Origin of the sequence: Streptomyces sp. NPDC048196, assembly GCF_040652715.1 — a bacterium.
Classification (GTDB): Bacteria; Actinomycetota; Actinomycetes; order Streptomycetales; family Streptomycetaceae; genus Streptomyces; species Streptomyces siderophoricus.
The window spans coordinates 52,530-73,313 of record NZ_JBEZMM010000027.1 but is presented as its reverse complement, the minus strand read 5'-3'; the positions used below and the strand labels follow the sequence as shown (position 1 = coordinate 73,313).

Below are 20,784 nucleotides of genomic sequence, written 5' to 3'. Positions count from 1 at the left end.
TCGGCCAACTCATGGACGATACAAGGGAATTGGCGGAATTGGCGGAATCGCCGGATCAGCCGAGGGTCAGCGCCAGCAGCGCGGTCAGCCCGGCACCCTCCGCGAGCGCACCGAACACATCCCCGGTCACCCCGCCGAACCGCCGCCGGCAGTGCCCCAGCAGCAGTTCGCCGGCCGCCAGCCCGAGCACCGCCGCCAGCCCCGCGTGCACCGCGCCGTACGGGCCCCACACCGCGCCCGCCGCCGCACAGCCCGCGACCACCAGGGCGGCGCACAGCAGCGCCGCACGCACCGGCACCGTCCCCGCGACCGCCGCGCCCAGCCCGTCCGGCCGGGCCGCCGGCACCCCCGTACGGGAGGCCAGGGTCAGCGCGCACCGGCCGGTGACCGCGGCCACCGCCGCCCCCAGCGCGCCGTACGCCCAGCCCGTCGCGTACAGCCCGGCCAGCGCCGCCACCTGGGCCAGCAAGGTGAACAGCAGCGTGAGGACGCCGAACGGGCCGATGTCGGACTGCTTCATGATGCGCAGCGCGTCCTCGGCGGGCTTGCCGCTGCCCAGTCCGTCGGCGGTGTCGGCGAGCCCGTCCAGATGCAGTCCGCGGGTGAGGACGGCGGGCACCGCCGCGGTGCCGACCGCGGCCAGCAGCGGACCGCCGCCGAGCAGCAGCAGCGCCCCGCCGAGCGCCGCCGCGAAGCCCCCGACGACCAGGCCGGCCAGTGGCGCGCAGAGCATCCCGCCGCGGGCCGCCGCCCGGTCCCAGCGGTGCACCCGCACCGGCAGCACGGTCAGCGTGCCGAACGCGAAGCGCAGCGCGTCCGCGCGGGCCGGGGGAGCGGGGGTCTCGGTCATCGCGGCAGGCTATCCGGGCGTCCGCCGCGCCCGCCTGCCGCCCCCGGCCGTCACGAGAGGGCCTAATGGTGCCCATGGGTCACTGGTGGTACCGCAACATCGTGGAGCCGGGGAAGCTGCCGCTGCTGCTCGCCCTGGCCTCCTTCGTGCTGACCTTCCTCGTCACCCGGGCCGTCACCCGGCTGATCCGGGCCGGGAAGGGACCGTTCCACGACATCTCGCCCGGCGGGCTGCACGTCCACCACGTGGTGCCCGGCGTGGTGCTGATGGTCGCCGGCGGATTCATCGCGATCGCCGGCGGTCGGCGCGGCTTCGGCGCCGGCGTCGCCGCGGTGCTCTTCGGGATCGGCGTGGGCCTCGTCCTGGACGAGTTCGCGCTGATCCTGCACCTGGACGACGTGTACTGGACGGAGGAGGGCACCAAGAGCGTCGAGGCCGTCATCCTCACCGTCGCCCTGGTCGCGCTGGTCCTCGGCGGCTTCCTGCCGTTCGGCGTCAACGAACTCACCCCGGACGAGACCACCGACCGCCTCACCGTCGTCCAGACGGTCGCGGTGAACTTCCTCTTCGCGCTGCTCGCGCTGGTGAAGGGGAAGGCGCGGATGGCGGTCATCGGGGTCTTCGTGCCGTTCGTCGCGCTGTTCGGCGCGATCCGGCTGGCCCGGCCCAACTCACCGTGGGCCAGGCGCCTCTACCGCAACCGGCCCCGGGCGCGGGCCCGGGCGAGGGTCCGCGCCTACCGCCACGACCGCCGCTGGTCGGGCCTGCGCCGCAAGGTGGAGCACCTCATCGGCGGCGCCCCCAGCCGCTGACGCGTTGCGCGTCCCGCGGCTTGACCGGCCGCCAGGCCTCCCACAGCCCGCACACCACCAGCACCCCGAGGATCGCCGCGAGGTGCTCCTTGCCGGCCAGGTTGTTCTTGATGAACAGCACCTCGAAGACCATCGAGAGCACCACCAGCGAACCGGTGAACCACGCCCGGTAGCGCCAGCACACGAACACCGCCAGGCCCACCACGGCCGCCGACGGGCCGGTGTCGATGACGTACTTGTCCGAGTCGGGCAGGCCCAGCGGGCTCTGCGGGCCGATCCAGATCCCGATCCGGGCGTACATCGTTCCGGCGAGCGTGGCCACGTAGGCGACCAGCAGCGTCTTCCGCCAACCCAGGCAGGTCTCCGCGATGCCGAAGACCACCAGGATCTGCGCCAGCGCGCCCCACACCGGGAGGTCCAGCGCCGGCACGAACAGCGACAGCGGGGTGCGCAGCAGCGCGATCCACAGGTGCTCGTACGCCTGGACCGAGCCGATGTCCTGGATGGCGTGGTAGCCCCACGCCTGGTTCTGCACGAACTGGAAGACCAGCGTCAGGCAGACCGCGGCGAGCGTCACCGGGATCGCCCGCAGCCTCGCGGAGACCAGCTCCGACCGCACCGTCCGCAGCAGCGGCCCCCACTCGGCCCCCGCCGCCCGGCGCAGAACGGCTATGTCCCGCCGCCCCGCACGGGCCACACTCATCTCACGTTCTCCAGGTGCTTGCGGTTCAGCCACTTCGGCAGACCAGGTGCTTCCAGGAAGCCTTCCGCCCGGGCGGCGGCCAGGCCGATCCGCAGCAGATCGGTGCTCTTCTCGAAGAGCATGAACCGCGGCTCCCAGATGGGCCGGTATTTCGCGTTGGCGCGATAGAGCGATTCGATCTGCCACCACCTGGAGAAGAAGCTCAGCAGCGAGCGCCACAGGCGCAGCACCGGGCCCGCGCCGAGCCGCGCGCCGCGTTCGAAGACGGAACGGAACATCGCGAAGTTCAGCGAGAGCTGAGTGATCTCCACCTCTTTCGCGCGCTGGATCAGCTCCAGCACCATGAACTCCATCAGCCCGTTCTCCGACGCGCGGTCCCGCCGCATCAGATCCAGCGACAGGCCCTTCGCCCCCCACGGCACGAAGCTCAGCAGCGCCCGCAGTTCACCCTGGTCGTCGGAGCACTCCAGCATCACGCAGCGGCCGTCCGCCGGATCGCCGAGCCGGCCCAGCGCCATCGAGAAGCCCCGCTCGGTCTCCCCGTCCCGCCAGTCGTCGGCCAGCTCCAGCAGCCGCGTCATCTCCTCGGCGGGAATGTCCTCGTGCCGCCGGATGCGGACGGTGTAGCCGGCCCGCTCGATGCGGTTGTACGCCTGCCGCACGGTGCGCATCGCGCGGCCGCCGAGGGTGAACTCCGCGGTCTCCACGATCGCCTCGTCGCCCAGCTCCAGTGCGTCCAGGCCGTGCCGGGCGTAGATCGTGCCGCCCTCCTCGCTCGCGCCCATGACGGCCGGCGCCCAGCCGTGCGCCCGGGCCTCGGCCAGCCACACCTCGATCGCCCCGGGCCACGCCTCGGGGTCGCCCAGCGGATCGCCGGAGGCCAGCGACACCCCGCCCACCACCCGGTAGGTGACCGCCGCCTTGCCGCTGGGCGAGAACAGCACGCTCTTGTCCCGGCGCAGCGCGAAGTAGCCCAGCGAGTCCCGGTCGCCGTGCCGGTCCAGCAGGGCGCGCAGCCGCTCCTCGTCGTCCTCGGTGAGCCGCTCGGTGCTGCGGACCGACCGGAACGCCGCCCACAGCACGGCCACCAGCAGCAGCGTGCTCAGCACGTTGATGGTGACGTTGACCCAGTTCGGGGTGTCGATCCCGGGGAAGCGGTGGTCGTCGGCGGCCAGCGACACCAGGCGCATCAGGCCGTAGCGCCAGCGCATGACGAACGTCGAGGACGCGCCCTGGGCGGTGTTGGTGACGGTCACCAGCAGCGCCGCCAGCAGCGAGGTGACCAGCAGCCCGCCGACCGCGACCGCCGCCGCCAGCTTCGGGTTCGACCGGTCGCCCTTGGCGTAGAACTCCCGCCGGCCGGCCACCAGCGCGACCGCGAACACCGCCGTCACCACCAGCGACACCCAGTTCTGCGGATGCCCGCGGAACTCCGGCGCCGCCACCAGCGCGAAGCCGAACAGCCCCGCCAGCAGCCCGGAGAGGACCAGGTTCAGGATCCACGCGGCCCGTTTGCGGCGCCGCAGCGTCACCGACAGGAACAGCGAGAAGGCCCCCGACGCGAACCCCGCGGTCAGCAGGTACGGGGTGAAGTACTCCTCGACGTTGTGCCGGCGGATGTCGTTGCCGAACGACACCCACACCGCGCTCAGCAGATTGAGGAACGTGACCGTGCGCAGGTACCAGATGCCGAATGCGGCACCGCGCTGTGACCAGGTGCCGCCGCGCTGCTCGCGGCGGTCTTCGTCCGGACTCAAGCGATGTCTCCCATAAAAAACGTGTAAAGCCGAGATCTTATGGGGCGCCGCCGGTGGTCCGGTACGGGCGGGAAGGAGCGCCGCCCCGGCCGGGGCGGCGCGCACCTCAGTCGTGTACGGGAAGTTCTGCCGCCAGGGCCGCGGCCGCCTGCACCAGTGGCAGGGCCAGCAGCGCCCCCGTCCCCTCGCCAGCAGTGACGCCGTGGTCGAGCAGAGGGTTGAGTGCGATCCGGTCCAGCGCCTTGGCCTGCGCCGGCTCGCCGCTGGCCTGACCGGCCAGCCACCAGTCCGGCGCCCGGAATGCCACCCGCTGCGCCACCAGCGCACAGGCCGCCGAGACCACCCCGTCCAGGATCACCGGCGTCCGGCGCACCGCGCTCTGCAGCAGGAACCCGGTGATCGCGGTCAGGTCCGCGCCGCCGACCGTGGCCAGCAGCTCCAGCTGGTCGCCGAGCACCGGCCGGGCCCGCCGCAACGCGTCCCGGATCGCCGCGCACTTGCGCATCCACGCCAGGTCGTCGATCCGCGCCCCGCCGCGCCCGGTGACCACCGAGGCGTCCGTGCCGCACAGCGCGGCGACCAGGGTGCTCGCCGCGGTCGTGCCTCCGACGCTCAGATCGCCCAGCACCACCAGGTCCGTACCGGCGTCCGCCTCCTCGTCCGCGACCGCCATCCCGGCCCGGAACGCCGCCTCGGCCTCCTCGGCGGTCAGCGCGTCCTCGACGTCGATCCGGCCGCTGCCGCGCCGCACCCGGTGGCGGGTGACCTCCTCGGGCAGCTCCCCGGGGTCGCAGTCCACCGCCATGTCCACCACGCGCAGCTGCGCCCCGGCGCCCCGGGCCAGCACCGCGGCCGGGCTCGCGCCGTCCAGCACCGCCCGGACCAGGTCCTTCGTCCCGCCGGCCGGCCGGGCCGAGACGCCCAGCTCCGCCACCCCGTGATCACCGGCGAACAGCACCACCCGGGCCTGCCGGATCGGCCGCACCGGCACCTGCGCCTGCGCGCCGGCCAGCCACTCGCCGAGCTCGTCGAGGCGGCCGAGCGCGCCCGGCGGTACGGACAGCCGCGCCCGCCGCTCCTCGGCGTCACGGCGCACCCCGCCATCGGGGCGCTCGATCAGATGGGCGAAGTCATCGAGGTTCAGGGCGCTCATTGGCCGCAGATTACCGGCAATGCGTTCGGCGTGCGGCGGGGTTGCGGCCGCCGTCGCCGGCCCCGCTCCCGCCCCGCCGCGGCCGCTCGCCCTCCGGTACGGAAGCGGGCCCGGCCGCGAAGCGGACCTCGTACACCCGCGGCCGCAACGCCCGTGGGACCGGCGGCCGGTGCCGCCCCGGCGCCGGCCGGCGGACGTACCCCGGTACCAGGCCCGGACGGCCCGCGACCAGGGCGGCCGCGCGCCGCGGCAGCGCGTCGAAGACCAGCGCACCGTCGGGGAACCGCGCCGCGCACGCCGCCAGCAGCGCCCGCCCGGCCGGCAGCGGCAGCCGCCGCAGCACCCCGGCCGCGATCACCACCACCCCACGGGACGTCCCGGGCACCGCGGCCGGCCACTCCCGGCCGGCCGGCTCCCGGGCGAGGGTGTGCCGCCGGGCGGTGTCCGGCAGCAGCATCCGGCGCACCGCGGCGGCCTCCTCCGGCAGCACCGACAGCCAGTACAGCCGCCCGTTGTCCAGCCGCCAGAAGCCGGTGCCGAGCCCCTCGTCCAGCGCGACCACGGTCGCCTCCGGGCGCTCCGCCAGATAGGCACGCACGGCCGCGTCCACACACTCGGTCAGCCCGTATCCGGTCACGGTTCAAGAGCACCCGGCGGCGCGCCCCCGGGCAAGCGGACACGGGCGCGGCCGGGCCCGCGTCATCCGCGCAGCGCAAGCGCCTGACCCGCGACGACCAGCAGCACCTGCTCGCACTCGGCGCCGAACGACGCGTTCAGCCGCCCCAGTTCGTCCCGGAACCGGCGGCCCGCCGGCGTCGCCGGCACCACCCCCGAGCCGACCTCGTTGCTGACCGCCACCACCGGCCGCTGCGTCGCCCGCACCGCCGCCACCAGCGCGTCGGTCCGCTCCCGCAGCGCCTTCCGGCCGCCGCCCTCCCAGGTCGCGTCGTCCCACGCCCCGACCTCGTCCATGGCGTGCGTCAGCCACAGCGCCAGACAGTCGATGAGCAGCGGCGAACCGCCGCCCGGCCGGTCCGCCCCCGAAGCCCCGCCGGCCCCGTCCTCGGCCAGCAGCGGCACCAGATCGCAGGTCTCGACGGTCCGCCAGCTGCTGGGCCGCCGCTCCCGGTGCAGCGAGACCCGCGCCGCCCAGTCCGCGTCGCCGTCCCGGCTGCCGCCGGTGGCGACGTACAGCACGTCCGGGAACGCCGCCAGCCGCCGCTCCGCCTCCACCGATTTCCCGCTGCGCGCCCCGCCGAGCACCAGCGTCCGGCGCGGCAGGTCCGGCACCGCGTGGTACTCGCCGACCACCAGCGAACTGCCGTCCGGCACCGCCCGCGCCCCCACCGCCGCCAGCCTGCGGTGGAGTTCGGGCCCCGGCGGCACGTCGTGGTCGAGGTGCACCGCCACCACGTCCGTCGCCGCGTCCACCGCCCCGCTCGCCCGCAGCCGCGCCAGCGCGTCCGGCCGCCCCAGGACGTCGAGCAGCACCAGGTCGTACGGGCCGTTCCCGCCGGCGCCGTCGTAGCCGCCGCCGGCGATCCCGTTCCCGTCCACCAGCCCGGCCGGTGCCGCGCCCGGCGGCAGATACAGCAGCCGCTCACCGGCGGGCCCGGAGATCTCGTACGCGGTGCCCGGGATGTCCACCGCGAGGGCCCGGATCCGGTGCCCGTCGAGCAGCGCCAGTTCCCGGCCGTCCGCGACCCGGCCCGGGGTCGGCAGCCCGGCCGGCACCTCCATCGCCGGCCCCTCGTGCGGATGCGACAGCAGCACCTGCCGTACGCCCGCCAGCGACTGCCCGGCGCGGGCGGCCGCGAAGGCCGGACCCGGCGTCAGATCGATCAGCAGCGCGCCGTCGACCAGCAGCGCGGTCGCCGCCCGCGCCTCGTCGCCGACGGCGGTCGCACAGGCGGCACACGGGCAGCCGGGCCGCGGCAGTCCCAGCGGGGCCCCGGTGCCGAGGAGAGTCACATCCACACCGCGAGTTTCTCGCGTCCGCTCCCGGTGAGCGCGGCGGGGGCGGACTCGACACGGCCGTTAGGCTCTCGATCAGCACGGAAGCACGACTTCACGTACCCGGTGGGACCAGGAGGCGGACATGGCGTGGACGTGGCGGTTCGAGAAGGCGGACGGTACGGAGGCGGTACCCGCCGTGGAGCCGGAGGAGTTCACGACGCAGGGCGACGCGGAATCCTGGATCGGCGAGGAGTGGAAGGCCCTCCTCGAAGGCGGCGTCGAGCAGGTCCGCCTCTTCGAGGACGGCCAGGAGATCTACGCCGGCCCGATGAGCCTCAAGGCGGCCGACGAGGACTGAGCGGCCCGCCCGGACAGCACGAAGGGCCGGACCCGCCGCCCGGCGGATCCGGCCCTTCGTCGTATCCGGAAATTCGAGAGTTACGGCCGCTGGCCCCGCTTGACCTGCGGCTTCGGCAGCCGCAGCCGCCGCATCTGGAGCGTGCGCATGACCGCGTAGGCCTTCACGCCCTTGAGGTTCTCGTTCGGGAACTTCTCCTGCAGCCGCTTGCTCAGGCGGAACCAGATCAGGATCGAGTCCAGCACGATCAGCACGATGATCACGAGCCACAGCAGCAGCGCGATGCTCTGGATCGACGGCACCCGGACCATGGTCAGCACCAGGATCACCACGGCCATCGGCAGGAAGAACTCCGCGACGCACCAGCGCGAGTCGACGTAGTCCCGGGCGAACCGGCGCACGGGTCCCTTGTCCCGCACCGGGAGGTACCGCTCGTCGCCGTTGGCCAGCGCCTCGCGCTGCCGGGCCATATCGGCGCGGCGGGCCTCACGCTGGGCCTTCGCCGCGTCCTTGCGGTTGGTGGGGGTGTGCGCACGGGCCCGGCGCTGCGACTGGGAGTCGCTGCGCTTGGGCGTCGGGCGGCCCTTGGGGGCCTGCGGGTCGCGGGGCTGCTGGGGCTGGTCCGCGGTCACCTTGGCGGTCGCGGCCTGCTCATCCTTCGAACGGCTTCGGAACACAACACCCAAGAGTACGTGGTCGCCGCCCCGGGACCAGGGGCCGACGGGCACGATCCGGCAACGGCACCGCCCGGAAGGCGGCGCCGACCCCCCGTCCGGCGACGCCCCGCAACCCCTTCCCTACTCCTTGCGCGGGAGAAAAGGCCGTCCCGATCGTCCTGGAGGAGGAGCGCATCCGGGCGCGAACAGTGCGGTAATGGAACCAGGGCCCGTACTGTGGGGTCTGTAGATGTGCTGGAGCCTAAGCCCGATGCAAGTCGGTCAGAAGGGGGCGCGCGAGGCCCATGAGCGATGGTGTCATGAAGCGGATGGGGATGATCTTCCGCGCGAAGGCCAACAAGGCCCTGGACCGGGCCGAAGACCCGCGCGAGACCCTCGACTACTCGTACCAGAAGCAGCTGGAGCTGCTGCAGAAGGTACGCCGCGGCGTCGCCGATGTGGCGACCTCCCGCAAGCGCCTGGAGCTGCAGCTCAACCAGCTCCAGGGCCAGTCCGCGAAGCTGGAGGACCAGGGCCGCAAGGCGCTGGCGCTCGGCCGTGAGGACCTGGCCCGCGAGGCGCTGACCCGGCGCAGCGCGCTGCAGCAGCAGGTCACGGACCTGGAGACGCAGCACCAGACGCTGCAGGGTGAGGAGGAGAAGCTCACGCTCGCCGCGCAGCGGCTGCAGGCCAAGGTCGACGCCTTCCGCACGAAGAAGGAGACGATCAAGGCGACGTACACGGCGGCCCAGGCGCAGACCCGGATCGGCGAGGCGTTCTCCGGCATCTCCGAGGAGATGGGCGACGTCGGTCTGGCCATCCAGCGCGCGGAGGACAAGACCGCGCAGCTGCAGGCCCGGGCCGGTGCGATCGACGAGCTGATGGCGTCCGGCGCGCTGGACGACCCGTCCGGCATGGCCAAGGACGACATCACCGCCGAGCTGGACCGGCTCTCCGGCGGCAGCGACGTCGAGCTGGAGCTGCAGCGGATGAAGGCCGAGCTCGCGGGCGGTTCGTCGGCCGGCCAGCAGGCCATCGAGAGCGGTCAGGGCGGCCAGGGCCGGCCCGCCCCGCAGCAGGACCAGCCGCGTTTCGACAAGCAGTGACGAGCGGCGGCGGTTAGCCTCGCAGGGATCGCGAGACCGTCGGAGCGGACCAAGGGAGACCGTCGTGATCGTACGGATCATGGGGGAGGGCCAGGTGAAGCTGGACGATGCCCACTTCATCGAGCTCAACAAGCTGGACGACGAACTGCTCGAAGAGATGGAGAGCGGCGACGAGGCCGGCTTCCGGCGCACGCTCGCCGCTCTCCTGGACGCGGTGCGCCGTATGGGCACCCCGCTTCCCGACGACGCCCTCGAACCGTCCGAACTGATCCTGCCGTCCCCCGACGCCACGCTCGCCGAGGTCCGGGAGATGCTCAGCGACGACGGCCTGATCCCGGGCTGAACCCGCCGCGGACGGCCACCCGGCCGTCCGCGCCCCTGCGGCCGGCCGCCACCGGCCGCCCCTTTCCAGTGCACCGGCACCCGGCGCCCCGGTCCCCCGCGGACCGGGGCGCTACCGTTTGCTGTTGTGAGTCTCCTCGACCCCCGCCCGGACGCCGCCCGCGCCGGCCGCTTCGCCTGGTGCCGGGCGCATCCCCTCGCGTTCGACGCGGCCCTGGCGGTGGCCGTCTTCGGCTGCATCCTCTTGGGGGCGGTGGCCGACCCGCACCGGGTCCACGGACCGCGCATCGTCCCGCACGAGCTGACCGTCACCACCGTGGTGCTGGCCGCGCTGGCCTGCGCCCCGCTCGTATGGCGCCGCCGGCTGCCGCGTTCGGTCCTGGCGGCCACCGGCACCCTCACCCTCGTCGAGCTGGTCGCCGGCGCGAGCAGTCCGCGCGCCCCGGTGGCGGTCGCCGCGGTGATCGCCCTCTACACCGTCGCCTCCCGCACCGACCGCCCCACGACCTGGCGGATCGGCGCCCTCACCGTCGTCGTCCTGACCGCCTCCGCGATGCTCTACGGCCCCCGCCCCTGGTACGCCCAGGAGAACCTCGGCATCTTCGCCTGGACCGGTATGGCCGCCGCCGCGGGCGACGCGGTCCGCAGCCGCCGCGCCTTCGTCGACGCCATCCGGGAACGCGCCGAACGGGCCGAGCGCACCCGCGAGGAGGAGGCCCGCCGCCGGGTCGCCGAGGAGCGGCTGCGCATCGCCCGGGAGTTGCACGACGTCGTCGCCCACCACATCGCCCTGGTCAACGTCCAGGCCGGGGTCGCCTCGCACGTCATGGACAACCGCCCCGACCAGGCCAAGCAGGCCCTCGCACACGTCCGGGAGGCGTCCCGTTCGGCGCTGGAGGAACTCCGCGCCACGGTCGGCCTGTTGCGGCAGTCCGACGACCCGAAGGCGCCGACCGAGCCCGCGCCCGGCCTCGGCGTGCTCGACCAGCTCGTCGACGGCTTCGTGCGCGCCGGGCTCCCGGTGGAGCTGGAGGTGCCCGAGGCCCCCGGCCCGCTGCCCGCCTCCGTCGACCTCACCGCCTACCGCGTGGTCCAGGAGGCGCTGACCAACGTCCACAAGCACGCCGGGGAGGGCGCCCGGGCCACCATCCGGATCGCGTACCACGCCTCCGCGCTGACCGTGACCGTCCTCGACGACGGCGCGGGCACGGCCCACGTGCCGGGCCGGCGGCCCGCCGACCGGTCCGGCCCGCCGGCCGGGGGCACCGACGGGCCGGAGGACAACGGCGGCGGCCACGGTCTGATCGGGATGCGCGAGCGGGTCTACGCGCTGGGCGGCACGATCGTGACCGGCCCGCGCGCGGCCGGCGGCTTCCAGGTGCGGGCCACCCTTCCACTGCAGACCGTCCGTACGGGGGAGACGACATGACGATCAAGGTGCTGCTCGCCGACGACCAGGCGCTGCTGCGCAGCGCGTTCCGCGTGCTGGTCGATTCCGAACCGGACATGCGGGTGGTGGGGGAGGCCTCCGACGGCGCGCAGGCCTACGAACTGACCAAGGCCGAGCGGCCCGACGTCGTCCTGATGGACATCCGGATGCCCGGCGTGGACGGGCTGGCCGCCACCCGCATGATCAGCGAGGACCCGGACCTCACCGACGTCCGGGTGGTCATCCTGACCACCTTCGAGGTCGACGACTACGTGGTCCAGTCGCTGCGCAACGGCGCCAGCGGCTTCCTCGGCAAGGGCGCCGAACCGGACGAGATGCTCGGCGCGATCCGGATCGCGGCGGGCGGTGAGGCGCTGCTGTCGCCCGCGGCGACCAAGGGCCTGATCGCCAAGTTCCTCGCCCAGGGCAGCGGTCCGGGCGACGGCGGGCCCGACGGCCCGGGCGCCGAGCGGCTGACGATGCTGACCGGCCGGGAGCGCGAGGTGCTCGTCCTGGTGGCCGGCGGACTGTCCAACGACGAGATCGGCGAACAGCTCGCGGTCAGCCCGCTCACCGTCAAGACGCACGTCAACCGGGCGATGGCCAAGCTCGGGGCGCGCGACCGCGCACAGCTGGTCGTCATCGCCTACGAATCGGGCCTCGTACGCCCACGGGTGCAGTAGAGGTGGAGCGGCCCGTACTCCGAACGCGGTACGGGCCCCGGGACGGAAACCGACCTGCGAGCGAGGAAAACCGGCCTGGTCATGGCCGAAGGTGTAAGTGGGCCCGCAATGGGCCCCCGCCGTCGGCCCCGACGAAGGGCGCCTGCCCGCTCCGGCCCGGCCGACCGTCCCGCCTTCAGAACAGAAGAGAGAGACCCCACCCATGTCCTGGCTGTCCCGGCTCAGCCTCGTACAACGGGGCCTGATAGCGCTGATGTCGATCGTCGCGATCGCCTTCGGCGCCATCGCGATACCCCAGCTCAAGCAGCAGCTCCTGCCCTCCATCGAACTCCCGATGGTCTCCGTGCTCGCGCCGTACCAGGGCGCCTCGCCCGATGTCGTCGAGAAGCAGGTGATCGAGCCGCTGGAGGACGGTGTCCAGGCGGTCGACGGCATCAAGAGCGTCACCTCGACGTCCAGCGAGGGCTCGGGCGTCATCATGGCCCAGTTCGACTACGGCAACGATTCCAAGCGCCTGGTCGCCGACGTCCAGCAGGCCGTCAACCGGGCCCGGGCCAAGCTGCCCAAGGACGTCGACCCGCAGGTCGTGGCCGGCTCGACGGACGACATCCCCACCGTCGTCCTCGCCGTCTCCTCTTCCACGAAGGACCAGCAGACCCTCGCCGACCAGCTCAACCGCGGCGTCGTCCCGGACCTGAAGAACATCGACGGGGTCAGCCAGGTCACCGTCAGCGGTGTCCAGGACCGGATCGTCGCGGTCACCCCCGACGACAAGAAGCTCGCCGCCGCCGGGCTGACCGCGCAGGCGCTCGGGCAGGCGCTGGAGGCCGGCGGCACGTCCGTGCCGGCCGGTTCGTTCGCCGAGCACGGTCAGAGCAGGACCGTCCAGGTCGGCGCCGGCTTCACCTCCGTCGCGCAGATCAAGGACCTGACCGTCCCGCCGGCCGCGGGGGCCGGTGGGGCCGCGGGCGGCCCGTCCGCGGGCAAGGCGGTCCGGCTCGGCGACGTCGCCACCGTCAAGGAGGAGCCGGCCGCGCCGACCTCCCTGACCCGCACCAACGGCAAGCCCAGCCTCGCCGTCATGGTGACGATGGACCAGGACGGCAGCGCGGTCGCGATCTCCGACGCGGTCAAGGACAAGCTCCCGAAGATCCATCAGGACCTCGGCGAGGGCACCTCCGTCACGGTCGTCTCCGACCAGGGCCCGGCGGTCTCCAAGTCCATCGAGTCGCTGACCACCGAGGGCATGCTCGGCCTGGCCATGGCCGTCATCGTCATCCTGGTCTTCCTGCTCAGCCTGCGCTCGACGCTGGTCACCGCGGTCTCCATCCCGCTCTCGGTCGTCATCACCCTGATCGTGCTGTGGACCGGTGACCTGTCCCTGAACATGCTCACCCTCGGCGCGCTCACCATCGCGATCGGCCGGGTCGTCGACGACTCCATCGTCGTCCTGGAGAACATCAAGCGGCACCTGGGCTACGGCGAGGAGCGCCGCGAGGCCATCCTCTCCGCCGTCAAGGAGGTCTCCGGCGCGATCACCTCCTCGACCCTCACCACCGTCGCGGTGTTCCTCCCGATCGGCGTGGTCGGCGGCATGGTCGGCGCGCTCTTCGGCTCGTTCTCGCTGACCGTCACCGTCGCCCTGCTCTCCTCGCTGATCGTCTCCCTCACGGTCGTCCCGGTCCTGTCGTACTGGTTCCTGCGCGCCCCGCAGATCCCCGAGGGCACCACGGCGGACGAACTGCGCCGCCAGGCCGAGGAGAAGGAGACCCGCAGCGCCCTGCAGCGGCTCTACGTCCCGGTCCTGCGCTTCGCCACCCGCCGCCGGGTCACCAGCCTGGTCATCGCGGTCGTCGTCCTCATCGGCACGTTCGCCATGGGCCCCCTGCTGAAGACCAACTTCTTCGACCAGGGCGACCAGGACACCCTGACCGTCAAGCAGGAGCTCAAGCCCGGCACCAGCCTCGGCGCGTCCGACACCCAGGCGAAGAAGGTCGAGAAGCTGCTCGCGGCCGACGACGACATCGCCGACTACCAGGTCACCGTCGGCTCCTCCGGCTTCATGGCGGCCTTCGGCGGCGGCACCGGCGCCAACCAGGCGTCCTACCAGGTCAAGCTGAAGGACTCGGCGGACTCCGGCAAGGTCACCGACCATCTGCGCACGGAGCTCGACAAGCTCGGCCCGGCCATCGGCGACACCACGATCACCGCGGGCGGCGGCTTCGGCAACCAGGACCTCAGCGTGGTCGTCAAGGCCGGCGACGCCGATGTGCTGAAGCGGGCCAGTGAGCAGGTCCGCACGGCCGTCGCCGGACTCGACCACGTCACCGACGTCCAGAGCGACCTCGCGCAGAGCGTGCCGCGGATCTCCGTCACGCCCAACGCCAAGGCCGCCGCGGCCGGTTACAACCAGACCACGCTGGGCGGCGCCGTCGCCCAGGCGGTCCGCGGCACCACCACCGGCACGGCCGTCCTGGACAACACCGAGCGGGACATCGTCATCAAGGCGGCCCACCCGGCCACCACCGAGGCCCAGTTGAAGAAGCTGGCGATCCCGACCCCGGCCGGCCCGGTGCCGCTCGGCACCCTCGCCACGGTCAAGACCGTGCCCGGCCCGGTCCAGATGACCCGGATCGACGGGGCCCGCTCGGCGACCATCACCGCCAAGCCGACCGGCGACAACACCGGCGCGGTCAGCACCGAGCTGCAGACCAAGATCAACGGCCTGAAGCTGCCGGAGGGCGCGACCGCCACCATCGGCGGCGTCTCCCAGGACCAGTCCGACGCGTTCTCCTCGCTCGGCCTGGCCATGCTGGCCGCCATCGCGATCGTCTTCATGCTGCTGGTCGGCACCTTCCGGTCGCTGATCCAGCCGCTGATCCTGCTGGTCTCCATCCCGTTCGCGGCCACCGGCGCGGTCGGCCTGCTGCTCGCCACCGGCACCCCGCTGGGCGTCCCGGCGATGATCGGCATGCTGATGCTGATCGGCATCGTGGTCACCAACGCCATCGTGCTGATCGACCTGATCAACCAGTACCGGGCCCAGGGCTACGGCGTCGTCGAGGCGGTCGTCGAGGGCGGCCGGCACCGGCTCCGCCCGATCCTGATGACCGCCCTGGCCACGATCATGGCGCTGCTGCCGATGGCCGCGTCCATCACCGGCGACGGCGGCTTCATCTCCCAGCCGCTGGCCGTGGTCGTGATCGGTGGCCTGATCAGCTCCACCCTGCTCACCCTCCTCCTCGTCCCGACGCTCTACGCGATGATCGAACTCCGCAAGGAACGCCGCACGAAGAAGAAGGCCGCCAAGCGTGCCGACAAGGCCGGCACCCCGGCCGATGAGACCGAGCCCACCCCGGAGCACGTGAGGGTCTGACGACCCCGCCCTCCCGGACGAGCCCCCGCAGCCGCATGCCGGCCGCGGGGGCTCCTTCATAGCCGCCCGCGCAGCGCGCCCCACCCGCACGCCGGTGGCTCCGCGTCCTCCAACTGACCTCCCGTCATACGCCTTTCAGTGGTTTATGCCTGCATGTCGGCATGCATGGGCCGGAGTTGAGAAGCATGGCCACCGGTATATGCCGCATATGCCGCTCCGGGAGGAGAACGATGACCGTCCCCGCATCGCCCGCCGACGGCGAGCCGCACGAACTCCCCGGCGACGGGCTGCACGATTCGTCCGAAGAACCCGCAGGCCACCTCCCCGCCCAACTCCCCGACGAAATCACCGACTTCGTCACCCACTGCGTCCCGCTCACCGGCTTCGCCGCGTTCGACCTGCACGCCACCGGCACCGCCCGGCTCTACCTCGACACCGCCCGACGTCAGGTCGGCGAGGACCGCTTCGCCGCGTTCTGGGCCGCCTGGAAACGCGCCGTCGCGGAAGGGCACGGCCCCGAGGTGCTCACCCCCACCCATCGCGAGGTGGCCCGGGCGCTGATCTACCTCTGGTACACCGGTGCCTGGCCGCGTCTCGCCCCGGCCGCGCACGCCGATCTGCGGCGCGAGAGCGCCAACACCGAGTTCGTCCCCACGCCGAGCGCCTACGCGGAGGGCCTGGTCTGGCGCACCTTCCACGGCCACCCGGCGGGCGCCAAACCGCCGGGCTTCGGCACCTGGGCCGTTGCACCCCCCGAGCTGCCCGACACCGCCCGCCTGCGCGCGGACCTCGGCCTCGCGGACGTCCCCTACCGCACCGGCCTGGCCGCCGAGGTCCCCCCGGAGGACATCCCCGCCCACCTGCTCCCCGGCCAGCGCGTCAGCCGCGACGTCCCCCCGTCCGCCGTCCCCACCGCGGCCGCCCCTGGAGCCGCGGCGGCCTCTGCAGCCGCAGCCACCCCCAAGGTCATCGACACCCCCGAGGTCCCCGTCACCCCCGAGGAGGGCACGTCATGAGCGAGACCGTCTCCGCGGAGGGCGCAGCCCGCCGCCGCTACGACGCGATCATCGTCGGCGGCGGCTGGGCCGGCTCCGCCCTCGCCAAGCGCCTGGGCGCCCAGGGCTGGCAGGTCCTCGTCCTGGAGGCCGGCAACGGCGGCACCGAGACCTGGCCCGGCTACCTGGACTCACTGTCCACCTTCTACTCGGCCGTGGCCAAGGTCCCCAACTCCGCCTACCGCCCCAACAAGGCCGCCCCCTCCCCGGACGTCCTCGACCTCGCCCCGGTGCGCAACCCGCAAGCCGGCAAGCCTGAGTTCACCGCCCACGGCTACTTCGTCCAGAACGGCCAACTCCCCTACGGCACAGACTACTTGCGGGAGCTGGGCGGCGCCGCCATGCACTGGCTCGGCGCCGTCCCCCGGATGCTCCCGGACGACTTCGCCACCCACAGCAGCTACTCCTACGGCCTGGACTGGCCGCTCACCGCCGAGGACCTCCAGCCCTGGTACGCCGAGGCCGAGCGGGAACTCGGCGTCGCCGGCCACGCCCAGGAGCAGAAGGAACTCGGCGTGGTCACCGACCCCGCCTACGAGTACCCGATGCACCACATCCCGCAGAGCTATATCGACCAGTACTGCGACGCCCGCCTGGCGGACGCGGTCATCGACGACACGGTGGCTCAACTCCCGTACACCCTGCGGACGTTCGGCCTGCCCCAGGCCCGCAACTCCACCCCGAACCCCGCCTACCAAGACCCGTACCGCATCGAGGGCGCCGTCGGCCTGCCCAACTACGGCGAGCGCTGCGTGGGCAACGCCAGCTGCGTCCCCATCTGTCCGGTCCAGGCCAAATCCCATCCGCTGCGCCTCCAGGCCGCCTGGCCGCCGTCCGTCACCCTGGCCACCCGGTGCGTGGTCACCCGGGTCCGGGCCACCTCGGCCGGCACCGTGACCGGAGTCGAATACCGCACCTACACCGACCCCGCCTCCCCGGCCAGCCGCTCCTACCTGGCCGAGGCGGACGTGGTGGTACTCGCCGCGCACGCCATCGAGAACGCCCGGCTGCTGCTCTTCTCCGGCCTCGCCAACGCCAGCGGGCAGGTCGGCCGCAACCTGATGGACCACCCCACGATCCTCAACTGGGCGCTCGCCCCCGAGGCCGGCGGGCCGGTCGGGCCGTTCCGCGGCCCGGGCCACACCTCCGGCTGGGAGGTCTTCCGCGGCGGCCCCGGGCGCCGCACCCGCGCCCCGTTCCGCATCGAGATCGGCAACTGGGGCTGGGGCTGGGCCACCGGCGCGCCCATGAGCAACGTCGCCACCGCGCTCGGCCTCGGCGGCGACAAGGCCGGCAACGTCCGGCCCGACGGCGTCTTCGGCCCCGAACTGCGCCGGCTGCTCGGCAGCTCCATCGGCCGCCAGCTGCAACTGCAGATCGCCGTCGAGCAGTCCGCCGACCCCGGCAACCGCGTCACCATCGACCCCGCCCGCCACCGCGACGCGATGGGCAACCCCCGGCCGATCCTCACCTACAACCTCGACGACCACGTACGCACCGGCCTGTTCGCCGCCCGCCTCGTCGCCCAGGAGATCTTCGCGCGGCTCGGCGCCACCGACTACACCGACCACGCCCCGCACGACGGCGTCCCGCCCCTCGGCCACTTCGTCCACACGGTCGACGGGCAGACCCTGGACCTCGCCTACAGCGGCGCCGGCCACGGAGCCGGCACCCACATCATGGGCACCGACCCCAAGACGTCCGTGGTCAACGCCGACCAGCGCACCCACGACCACCCCAACCTCTACGCCATCGGCTGCGGCAGCATGCCGTCGATCGGCACCAGCAACCCCACGCTCACGATGCTGGCGCTGGCCCTGCGCAGCGCCGCCCAGATCCACCGCGACCTCGCGGCCGCCCGCCGCCCGGTGAACGTCCGCACCCCGGAGGGGACGAGCACGGAACGGCCGGAGACCCCGGAGAAGGAGAAGGTGACCGCGTGATCACCGCCCTCGCCCTGGACGCCCAGGGATTCGGCATCCCCAAGGACCTGAAGACCCTGCGCGCGTACCTCCAGGCGGCCCTGGAGGTGGAACACCTCACCATCCCGGTCTACATGACCGGCATGTACTCGATCCACTCCGGCACCAACCGCCCCGCCCACTTCACCATCCGCAGCGTCCTGTTGGAGGAAATGCTCCATATGACGCTCGCCGCGAACCTCCTCAACGCGGTCGGCGGCACCCCGGACGTCGGCCACTCCCGGTTCGTCGCCAAGTACCCCGCCAAACTCCCCTTCAGCAGCGACCGACTGCCCCTCATCGGCCTCCAGCACTTCTCACCCGCGGCCCTCCGCACGTTCCTCACCATCGAAACGCCCCGCAAGCTGGCCCCCAAGCCCAAGCCGGGCGACGGCTGGACGTCGATCGGCCAGTTCTACGACGCCATCCGCCAGGGCCTGGAGCACCTCGTCAAGGAACAGGGCGAGGCCGCGGTCTTCACCGGCCCCGCCACCCGCCAGGTCGGCCCGGACGACTTCTACAACTCCGGCGGCGAGGTCTTCGCCGTCCACGACCTGAAGTCGGCCCAGCTGGCCATCCGGGTGATCAGCGAGCAGGGCGAGGGCACCGACGGCACGATCTGGGACAGCGACGACCTGATCTTCGGCGAACAGCGCCAGCTCGCCCACTACTTCCGCTTCAACGAGATCTACACCGGCCGCAGTTACGGCCCCCACGACACCCCCGCCGACCCACCCAGCGGCCCCCTGATCGACGTCACCTGGGACGACGCGTACCCCATCCACGGCGACTCCAAGATCGCCGACTACCGGAAGTACGCCACGACCAGCGCGGTCCACGAGCAGGCGGTCGCCTTCAACACCCGTTACGCGGCGCTGCTGCGCTACCTCCACACGGCGTTCAACGGCACTCCGCGCGCGATGGCCCTCGCGATCCCCACCATGCTGGAACTCCGCGACCGCTCCGAGCAGCTCTACCGCAACCCGCACCCCGACCCGAAACTGGCCGCCCGGGGCCTCTACGCCAGCCCCACCTTCGAACTGGAGCAGTCCCAGTTCGACACCGTCGGCCCCACGGTCGAGGAAAACCTACGGCTGGCCGGCCTGGAGCCCGGCCAGCCGATCGACCTCTCACCCGTCCCGTCCCACTAACCGCCCAGGGACGACCCGTCCTTGACCATCCCGACGAACGCGGCCCACGCGGCCTCGCCGATGCATATGGCGGGGCCGCCGGGGTCCTTGCTGTCCCGGACGGGGACGAGGCCGGGGATGTTGTCAGCAATCTCGATGCAGTCGCCGGCGGCGTTGTTGCTGTAGGTGCTCTTGCGCCAGATGGCGTTGCTCAGTTCGGCGCTGCTGCGCATTGCTCATACCCCTTCATCGCATGCCGGATCAGGTCTGCTGAGTCCTGTGGGGGAAGAGCGTACGCCCGGAGCGCGTCGTAGCTCGCCCAGCGCCGGTTCACTTCTCCAGGGTCCTCCATCAGGTGGCCACGGCCCCGGTATTCGTCGTACGCCGCGACCTTTCCGCCCGGCAGCCTCAGGAGCAGCGTGGGGCCGTCCATCAGCTCGTATCCACCGTGCGCGAAGGGAAGCACCTGGATCTTGGTGGTCGGCGTATCGATCAGCGGAAGCAGGGCCTTGAGCTGGTCGTGCATGACCCTGGGGCCACCGACCGGCCGGTAGAGGATGGCCTCGTCGAGAATGGCCCAATAGCGCGGAGGCGTTGAGGAGCGCAGGCGCTCCTGGCGGCCGAGGCGAACCTGTACGCGTTCCTCGATCAGCTCCGGTGTCACTCCGGCAGGCTGGCTGAGCAGGGTGCGGGCATAGTCCGCCGTCTGCAGCAATCCGGGCATGATGAGCGTCGCGAAGGCTTCGATGACCTCTGCCTCCGCTTCGAGGTCCATGAGCCTGCGGAACTGGTCGGGATGCGACTCCTTCCGGGCGAGCTGGTACAGCCCGTGGAAGTGCTTGTCCGTGCCGAACGCCGCGTCCAGCGCGGCCGGAAGCTCCGGCGGGGGCAGCAACTCGGCGACCTCCACCCGCCCCAACGTGCTCTTGCTGAAGTTCACGATGTCCGCCAGCTGCACCAGCGACAGTCTCGCCAGCTCGCGGTGCCGGCGCTGCTCCGACCCGAAGTAGTGCCGGGCGGACAGGTACGGGGTCAGTTCCTTGGGCGTGAACTTCATGGCGTCTCGTCTCTCCGTCGTCCCACGCTCAACAGGTGGACGCAAGGCCCCTGTTGAGAGCTCGCCTCACTCGGCAACCATGTCGATACACACCGTAATCAGCCGACCAACTCAGCGAAAGTAGGTCATATGTTCGAGGGTTCGTCATGGCGGTTGTTGCCGTGGACGGGGCCAGGTGGTCAGTCCTGTTATCTGCGGGCCGACGATCCGGGGAGCCGGCTCTCCGTGCTCGCCGACGACATCGAGGAGCAGATGCTCGCCGCGGCCGAGCTGCTGCTCGACGAGCCCACCGCGGAATCCAGGGTGCTGCGGCTCGCGCTGCGGGACGTCGTCCGAATCGCCGTAAGCCGGGGCGATCGGCTCGCGGAATGCGAAGAGTGATGTAAATGTAGCTGTGCGT

Annotated in this window: 20 protein-coding genes; 11 read left to right on the top strand and 9 right to left on the bottom strand. The window is 72.5% G+C overall.

Annotated features, from left to right (window positions below; translation table 11 throughout):
- Positions 1-55: 55 nt before the first annotated feature.
- On the bottom strand, positions 56-850 hold the full coding sequence (locus AB0E02_RS24410; protein ID WP_362142602.1) for an adenosylcobinamide-GDP ribazoletransferase: 795 nt from the start codon (positions 848-850) through the stop codon (positions 56-58).
- Between the two features lie 74 nt (positions 851-924).
- Between AB0E02_RS24410 and AB0E02_RS24405 the strand changes: the two genes are divergently transcribed.
- Positions 925-1,662 (top strand): hypothetical protein, encoded by a 738-nt coding sequence (locus AB0E02_RS24405; RefSeq protein ID WP_030805315.1) that lies wholly within the window; start codon positions 925-927, stop codon positions 1,660-1,662.
- On the opposite strand, the gene AB0E02_RS24400 is transcribed toward AB0E02_RS24405, so the two are convergent.
- The 5 genes from AB0E02_RS24400 to AB0E02_RS24380 form a co-directional block, all read right to left on the bottom strand.
- A complete protein-coding gene (locus AB0E02_RS24400) occupies positions 1,637-2,365 on the bottom strand; it encodes a hypothetical protein (protein ID WP_362142600.1) in 729 nt (242 codons plus the stop codon). The two genes, AB0E02_RS24405 and AB0E02_RS24400, sit on opposite strands and share 26 nt — an antisense overlap.
- The gene (locus tag AB0E02_RS24395) at positions 2,362-4,122 is read right to left on the bottom strand and encodes a phosphatidylglycerol lysyltransferase domain-containing protein (RefSeq protein ID WP_362142598.1); all 1,761 of its coding nucleotides are present in this window, start codon (positions 4,120-4,122) and stop codon (positions 2,362-2,364) included. Before AB0E02_RS24395 ends, AB0E02_RS24400 begins: the two co-directional genes overlap by 4 nt.
- Positions 4,123-4,228: 106 nt before the next feature.
- Entirely contained in the window at positions 4,229-5,275 is a 1,047-nt protein-coding gene (cobT, locus tag AB0E02_RS24390) for a nicotinate-nucleotide--dimethylbenzimidazole phosphoribosyltransferase (RefSeq protein ID WP_362142596.1), read from the bottom strand.
- A 10-nt stretch (positions 5,276-5,285) separates the two neighbouring features.
- The gene (locus tag AB0E02_RS24385) at positions 5,286-5,912 is read right to left on the bottom strand and encodes a hypothetical protein (protein WP_362142594.1); all 627 of its coding nucleotides are present in this window, start codon (positions 5,910-5,912) and stop codon (positions 5,286-5,288) included.
- Positions 5,913-5,974: 62 nt separating this feature from the next.
- Positions 5,975-7,252: a bifunctional adenosylcobinamide kinase/adenosylcobinamide-phosphate guanylyltransferase gene (locus AB0E02_RS24380; RefSeq protein ID WP_362142592.1), complete on the bottom strand. Its 1,278-nt coding sequence runs from the start codon at positions 7,250-7,252 to the stop codon at positions 5,975-5,977.
- Positions 7,253-7,373: 121 nt separating this feature from the next.
- On the opposite strand from AB0E02_RS24380, the gene AB0E02_RS24375 reads away from it, so the two are divergent.
- A complete protein-coding gene (locus AB0E02_RS24375) occupies positions 7,374-7,589 on the top strand; it encodes a hypothetical protein (RefSeq protein ID WP_362142590.1) in 216 nt (71 codons plus the stop codon).
- An 80-nt stretch (positions 7,590-7,669) separates the two neighbouring features.
- On the opposite strand, the gene AB0E02_RS24370 is transcribed toward AB0E02_RS24375, so the two are convergent.
- Entirely contained in the window at positions 7,670-8,266 is a 597-nt protein-coding gene (locus AB0E02_RS24370; protein WP_030415432.1) for a DUF3043 domain-containing protein, read from the bottom strand.
- A gap of 284 nt (positions 8,267-8,550) precedes the next feature.
- Here AB0E02_RS24370 and AB0E02_RS24365 point away from each other — a divergent pair, with 284 nt between their 5' ends.
- The 8 genes from AB0E02_RS24365 (at position 8,551) to AB0E02_RS24330 (ending at position 19,348) form a co-directional block, all read left to right on the top strand.
- On the top strand, positions 8,551-9,351 hold the full coding sequence (locus tag AB0E02_RS24365) for a PspA/IM30 family protein (RefSeq protein WP_307810944.1): 801 nt from the start codon (positions 8,551-8,553) through the stop codon (positions 9,349-9,351).
- A gap of 64 nt (positions 9,352-9,415) precedes the next feature.
- Positions 9,416-9,694 carry a hypothetical protein gene (locus AB0E02_RS24360; protein ID WP_362142587.1) on the top strand — a complete coding sequence of 93 codons (279 nt, stop codon included), beginning with the start codon at positions 9,416-9,418 and terminating at the stop codon, positions 9,692-9,694.
- Between the two features lie 126 nt (positions 9,695-9,820).
- Complete coding sequence (locus AB0E02_RS24355) at positions 9,821-11,122, top strand: sensor histidine kinase (RefSeq protein ID WP_362142585.1); 1,302 nt, start codon at positions 9,821-9,823, stop codon at positions 11,120-11,122.
- A complete protein-coding gene (locus tag AB0E02_RS24350; RefSeq protein ID WP_362142583.1) occupies positions 11,119-11,805 on the top strand; it encodes a response regulator transcription factor in 687 nt (228 codons plus the stop codon). Before AB0E02_RS24355 ends, AB0E02_RS24350 begins: the two co-directional genes overlap by 4 nt.
- A 202-nt stretch (positions 11,806-12,007) precedes the next feature.
- Positions 12,008-15,181 carry an efflux RND transporter permease subunit gene (locus AB0E02_RS24345; protein WP_362142582.1) on the top strand — a complete coding sequence of 1,058 codons (3,174 nt, stop codon included), beginning with the start codon at positions 12,008-12,010 and terminating at the stop codon, positions 15,179-15,181.
- 230 nt (positions 15,182-15,411) lie between these two features.
- Positions 15,412-16,197 carry a hypothetical protein gene (locus AB0E02_RS24340; protein WP_362142580.1) on the top strand — a complete coding sequence of 262 codons (786 nt, stop codon included), beginning with the start codon at positions 15,412-15,414 and terminating at the stop codon, positions 16,195-16,197.
- Positions 16,194-18,179: a GMC family oxidoreductase gene (locus AB0E02_RS24335; RefSeq protein WP_362142578.1), complete on the top strand. Its 1,986-nt coding sequence runs from the start codon at positions 16,194-16,196 to the stop codon at positions 18,177-18,179. The genes AB0E02_RS24340 and AB0E02_RS24335 overlap by 4 nt, the downstream gene beginning before the upstream one ends.
- Positions 18,176-19,348 carry a ferritin-like protein gene (locus tag AB0E02_RS24330; RefSeq protein WP_362142577.1) on the top strand — a complete coding sequence of 391 codons (1,173 nt, stop codon included), beginning with the start codon at positions 18,176-18,178 and terminating at the stop codon, positions 19,346-19,348. Before AB0E02_RS24335 ends, AB0E02_RS24330 begins: the two co-directional genes overlap by 4 nt.
- On the opposite strand, the gene AB0E02_RS24325 is transcribed toward AB0E02_RS24330, so the two are convergent.
- Positions 19,345-19,560, bottom strand: a complete 216-nt coding sequence (locus tag AB0E02_RS24325; RefSeq protein WP_362142575.1) for a DUF397 domain-containing protein — start codon at positions 19,558-19,560, stop codon at positions 19,345-19,347. The two genes, AB0E02_RS24330 and AB0E02_RS24325, sit on opposite strands and share 4 nt — an antisense overlap.
- Positions 19,539-20,384 (bottom strand): helix-turn-helix transcriptional regulator, encoded by an 846-nt coding sequence (locus tag AB0E02_RS24320; protein WP_362142573.1) that lies wholly within the window; start codon positions 20,382-20,384, stop codon positions 19,539-19,541. Before AB0E02_RS24320 ends, AB0E02_RS24325 begins: the two co-directional genes overlap by 22 nt.
- A 129-nt stretch (positions 20,385-20,513) precedes the next feature.
- Here AB0E02_RS24320 and AB0E02_RS24315 point away from each other — a divergent pair, with 129 nt between their 5' ends.
- On the top strand, positions 20,514-20,765 hold the full coding sequence (locus AB0E02_RS24315) for a hypothetical protein (RefSeq protein ID WP_310728026.1): 252 nt from the start codon (positions 20,514-20,516) through the stop codon (positions 20,763-20,765).
- Positions 20,766-20,784: the final 19 nt, after the last annotated feature.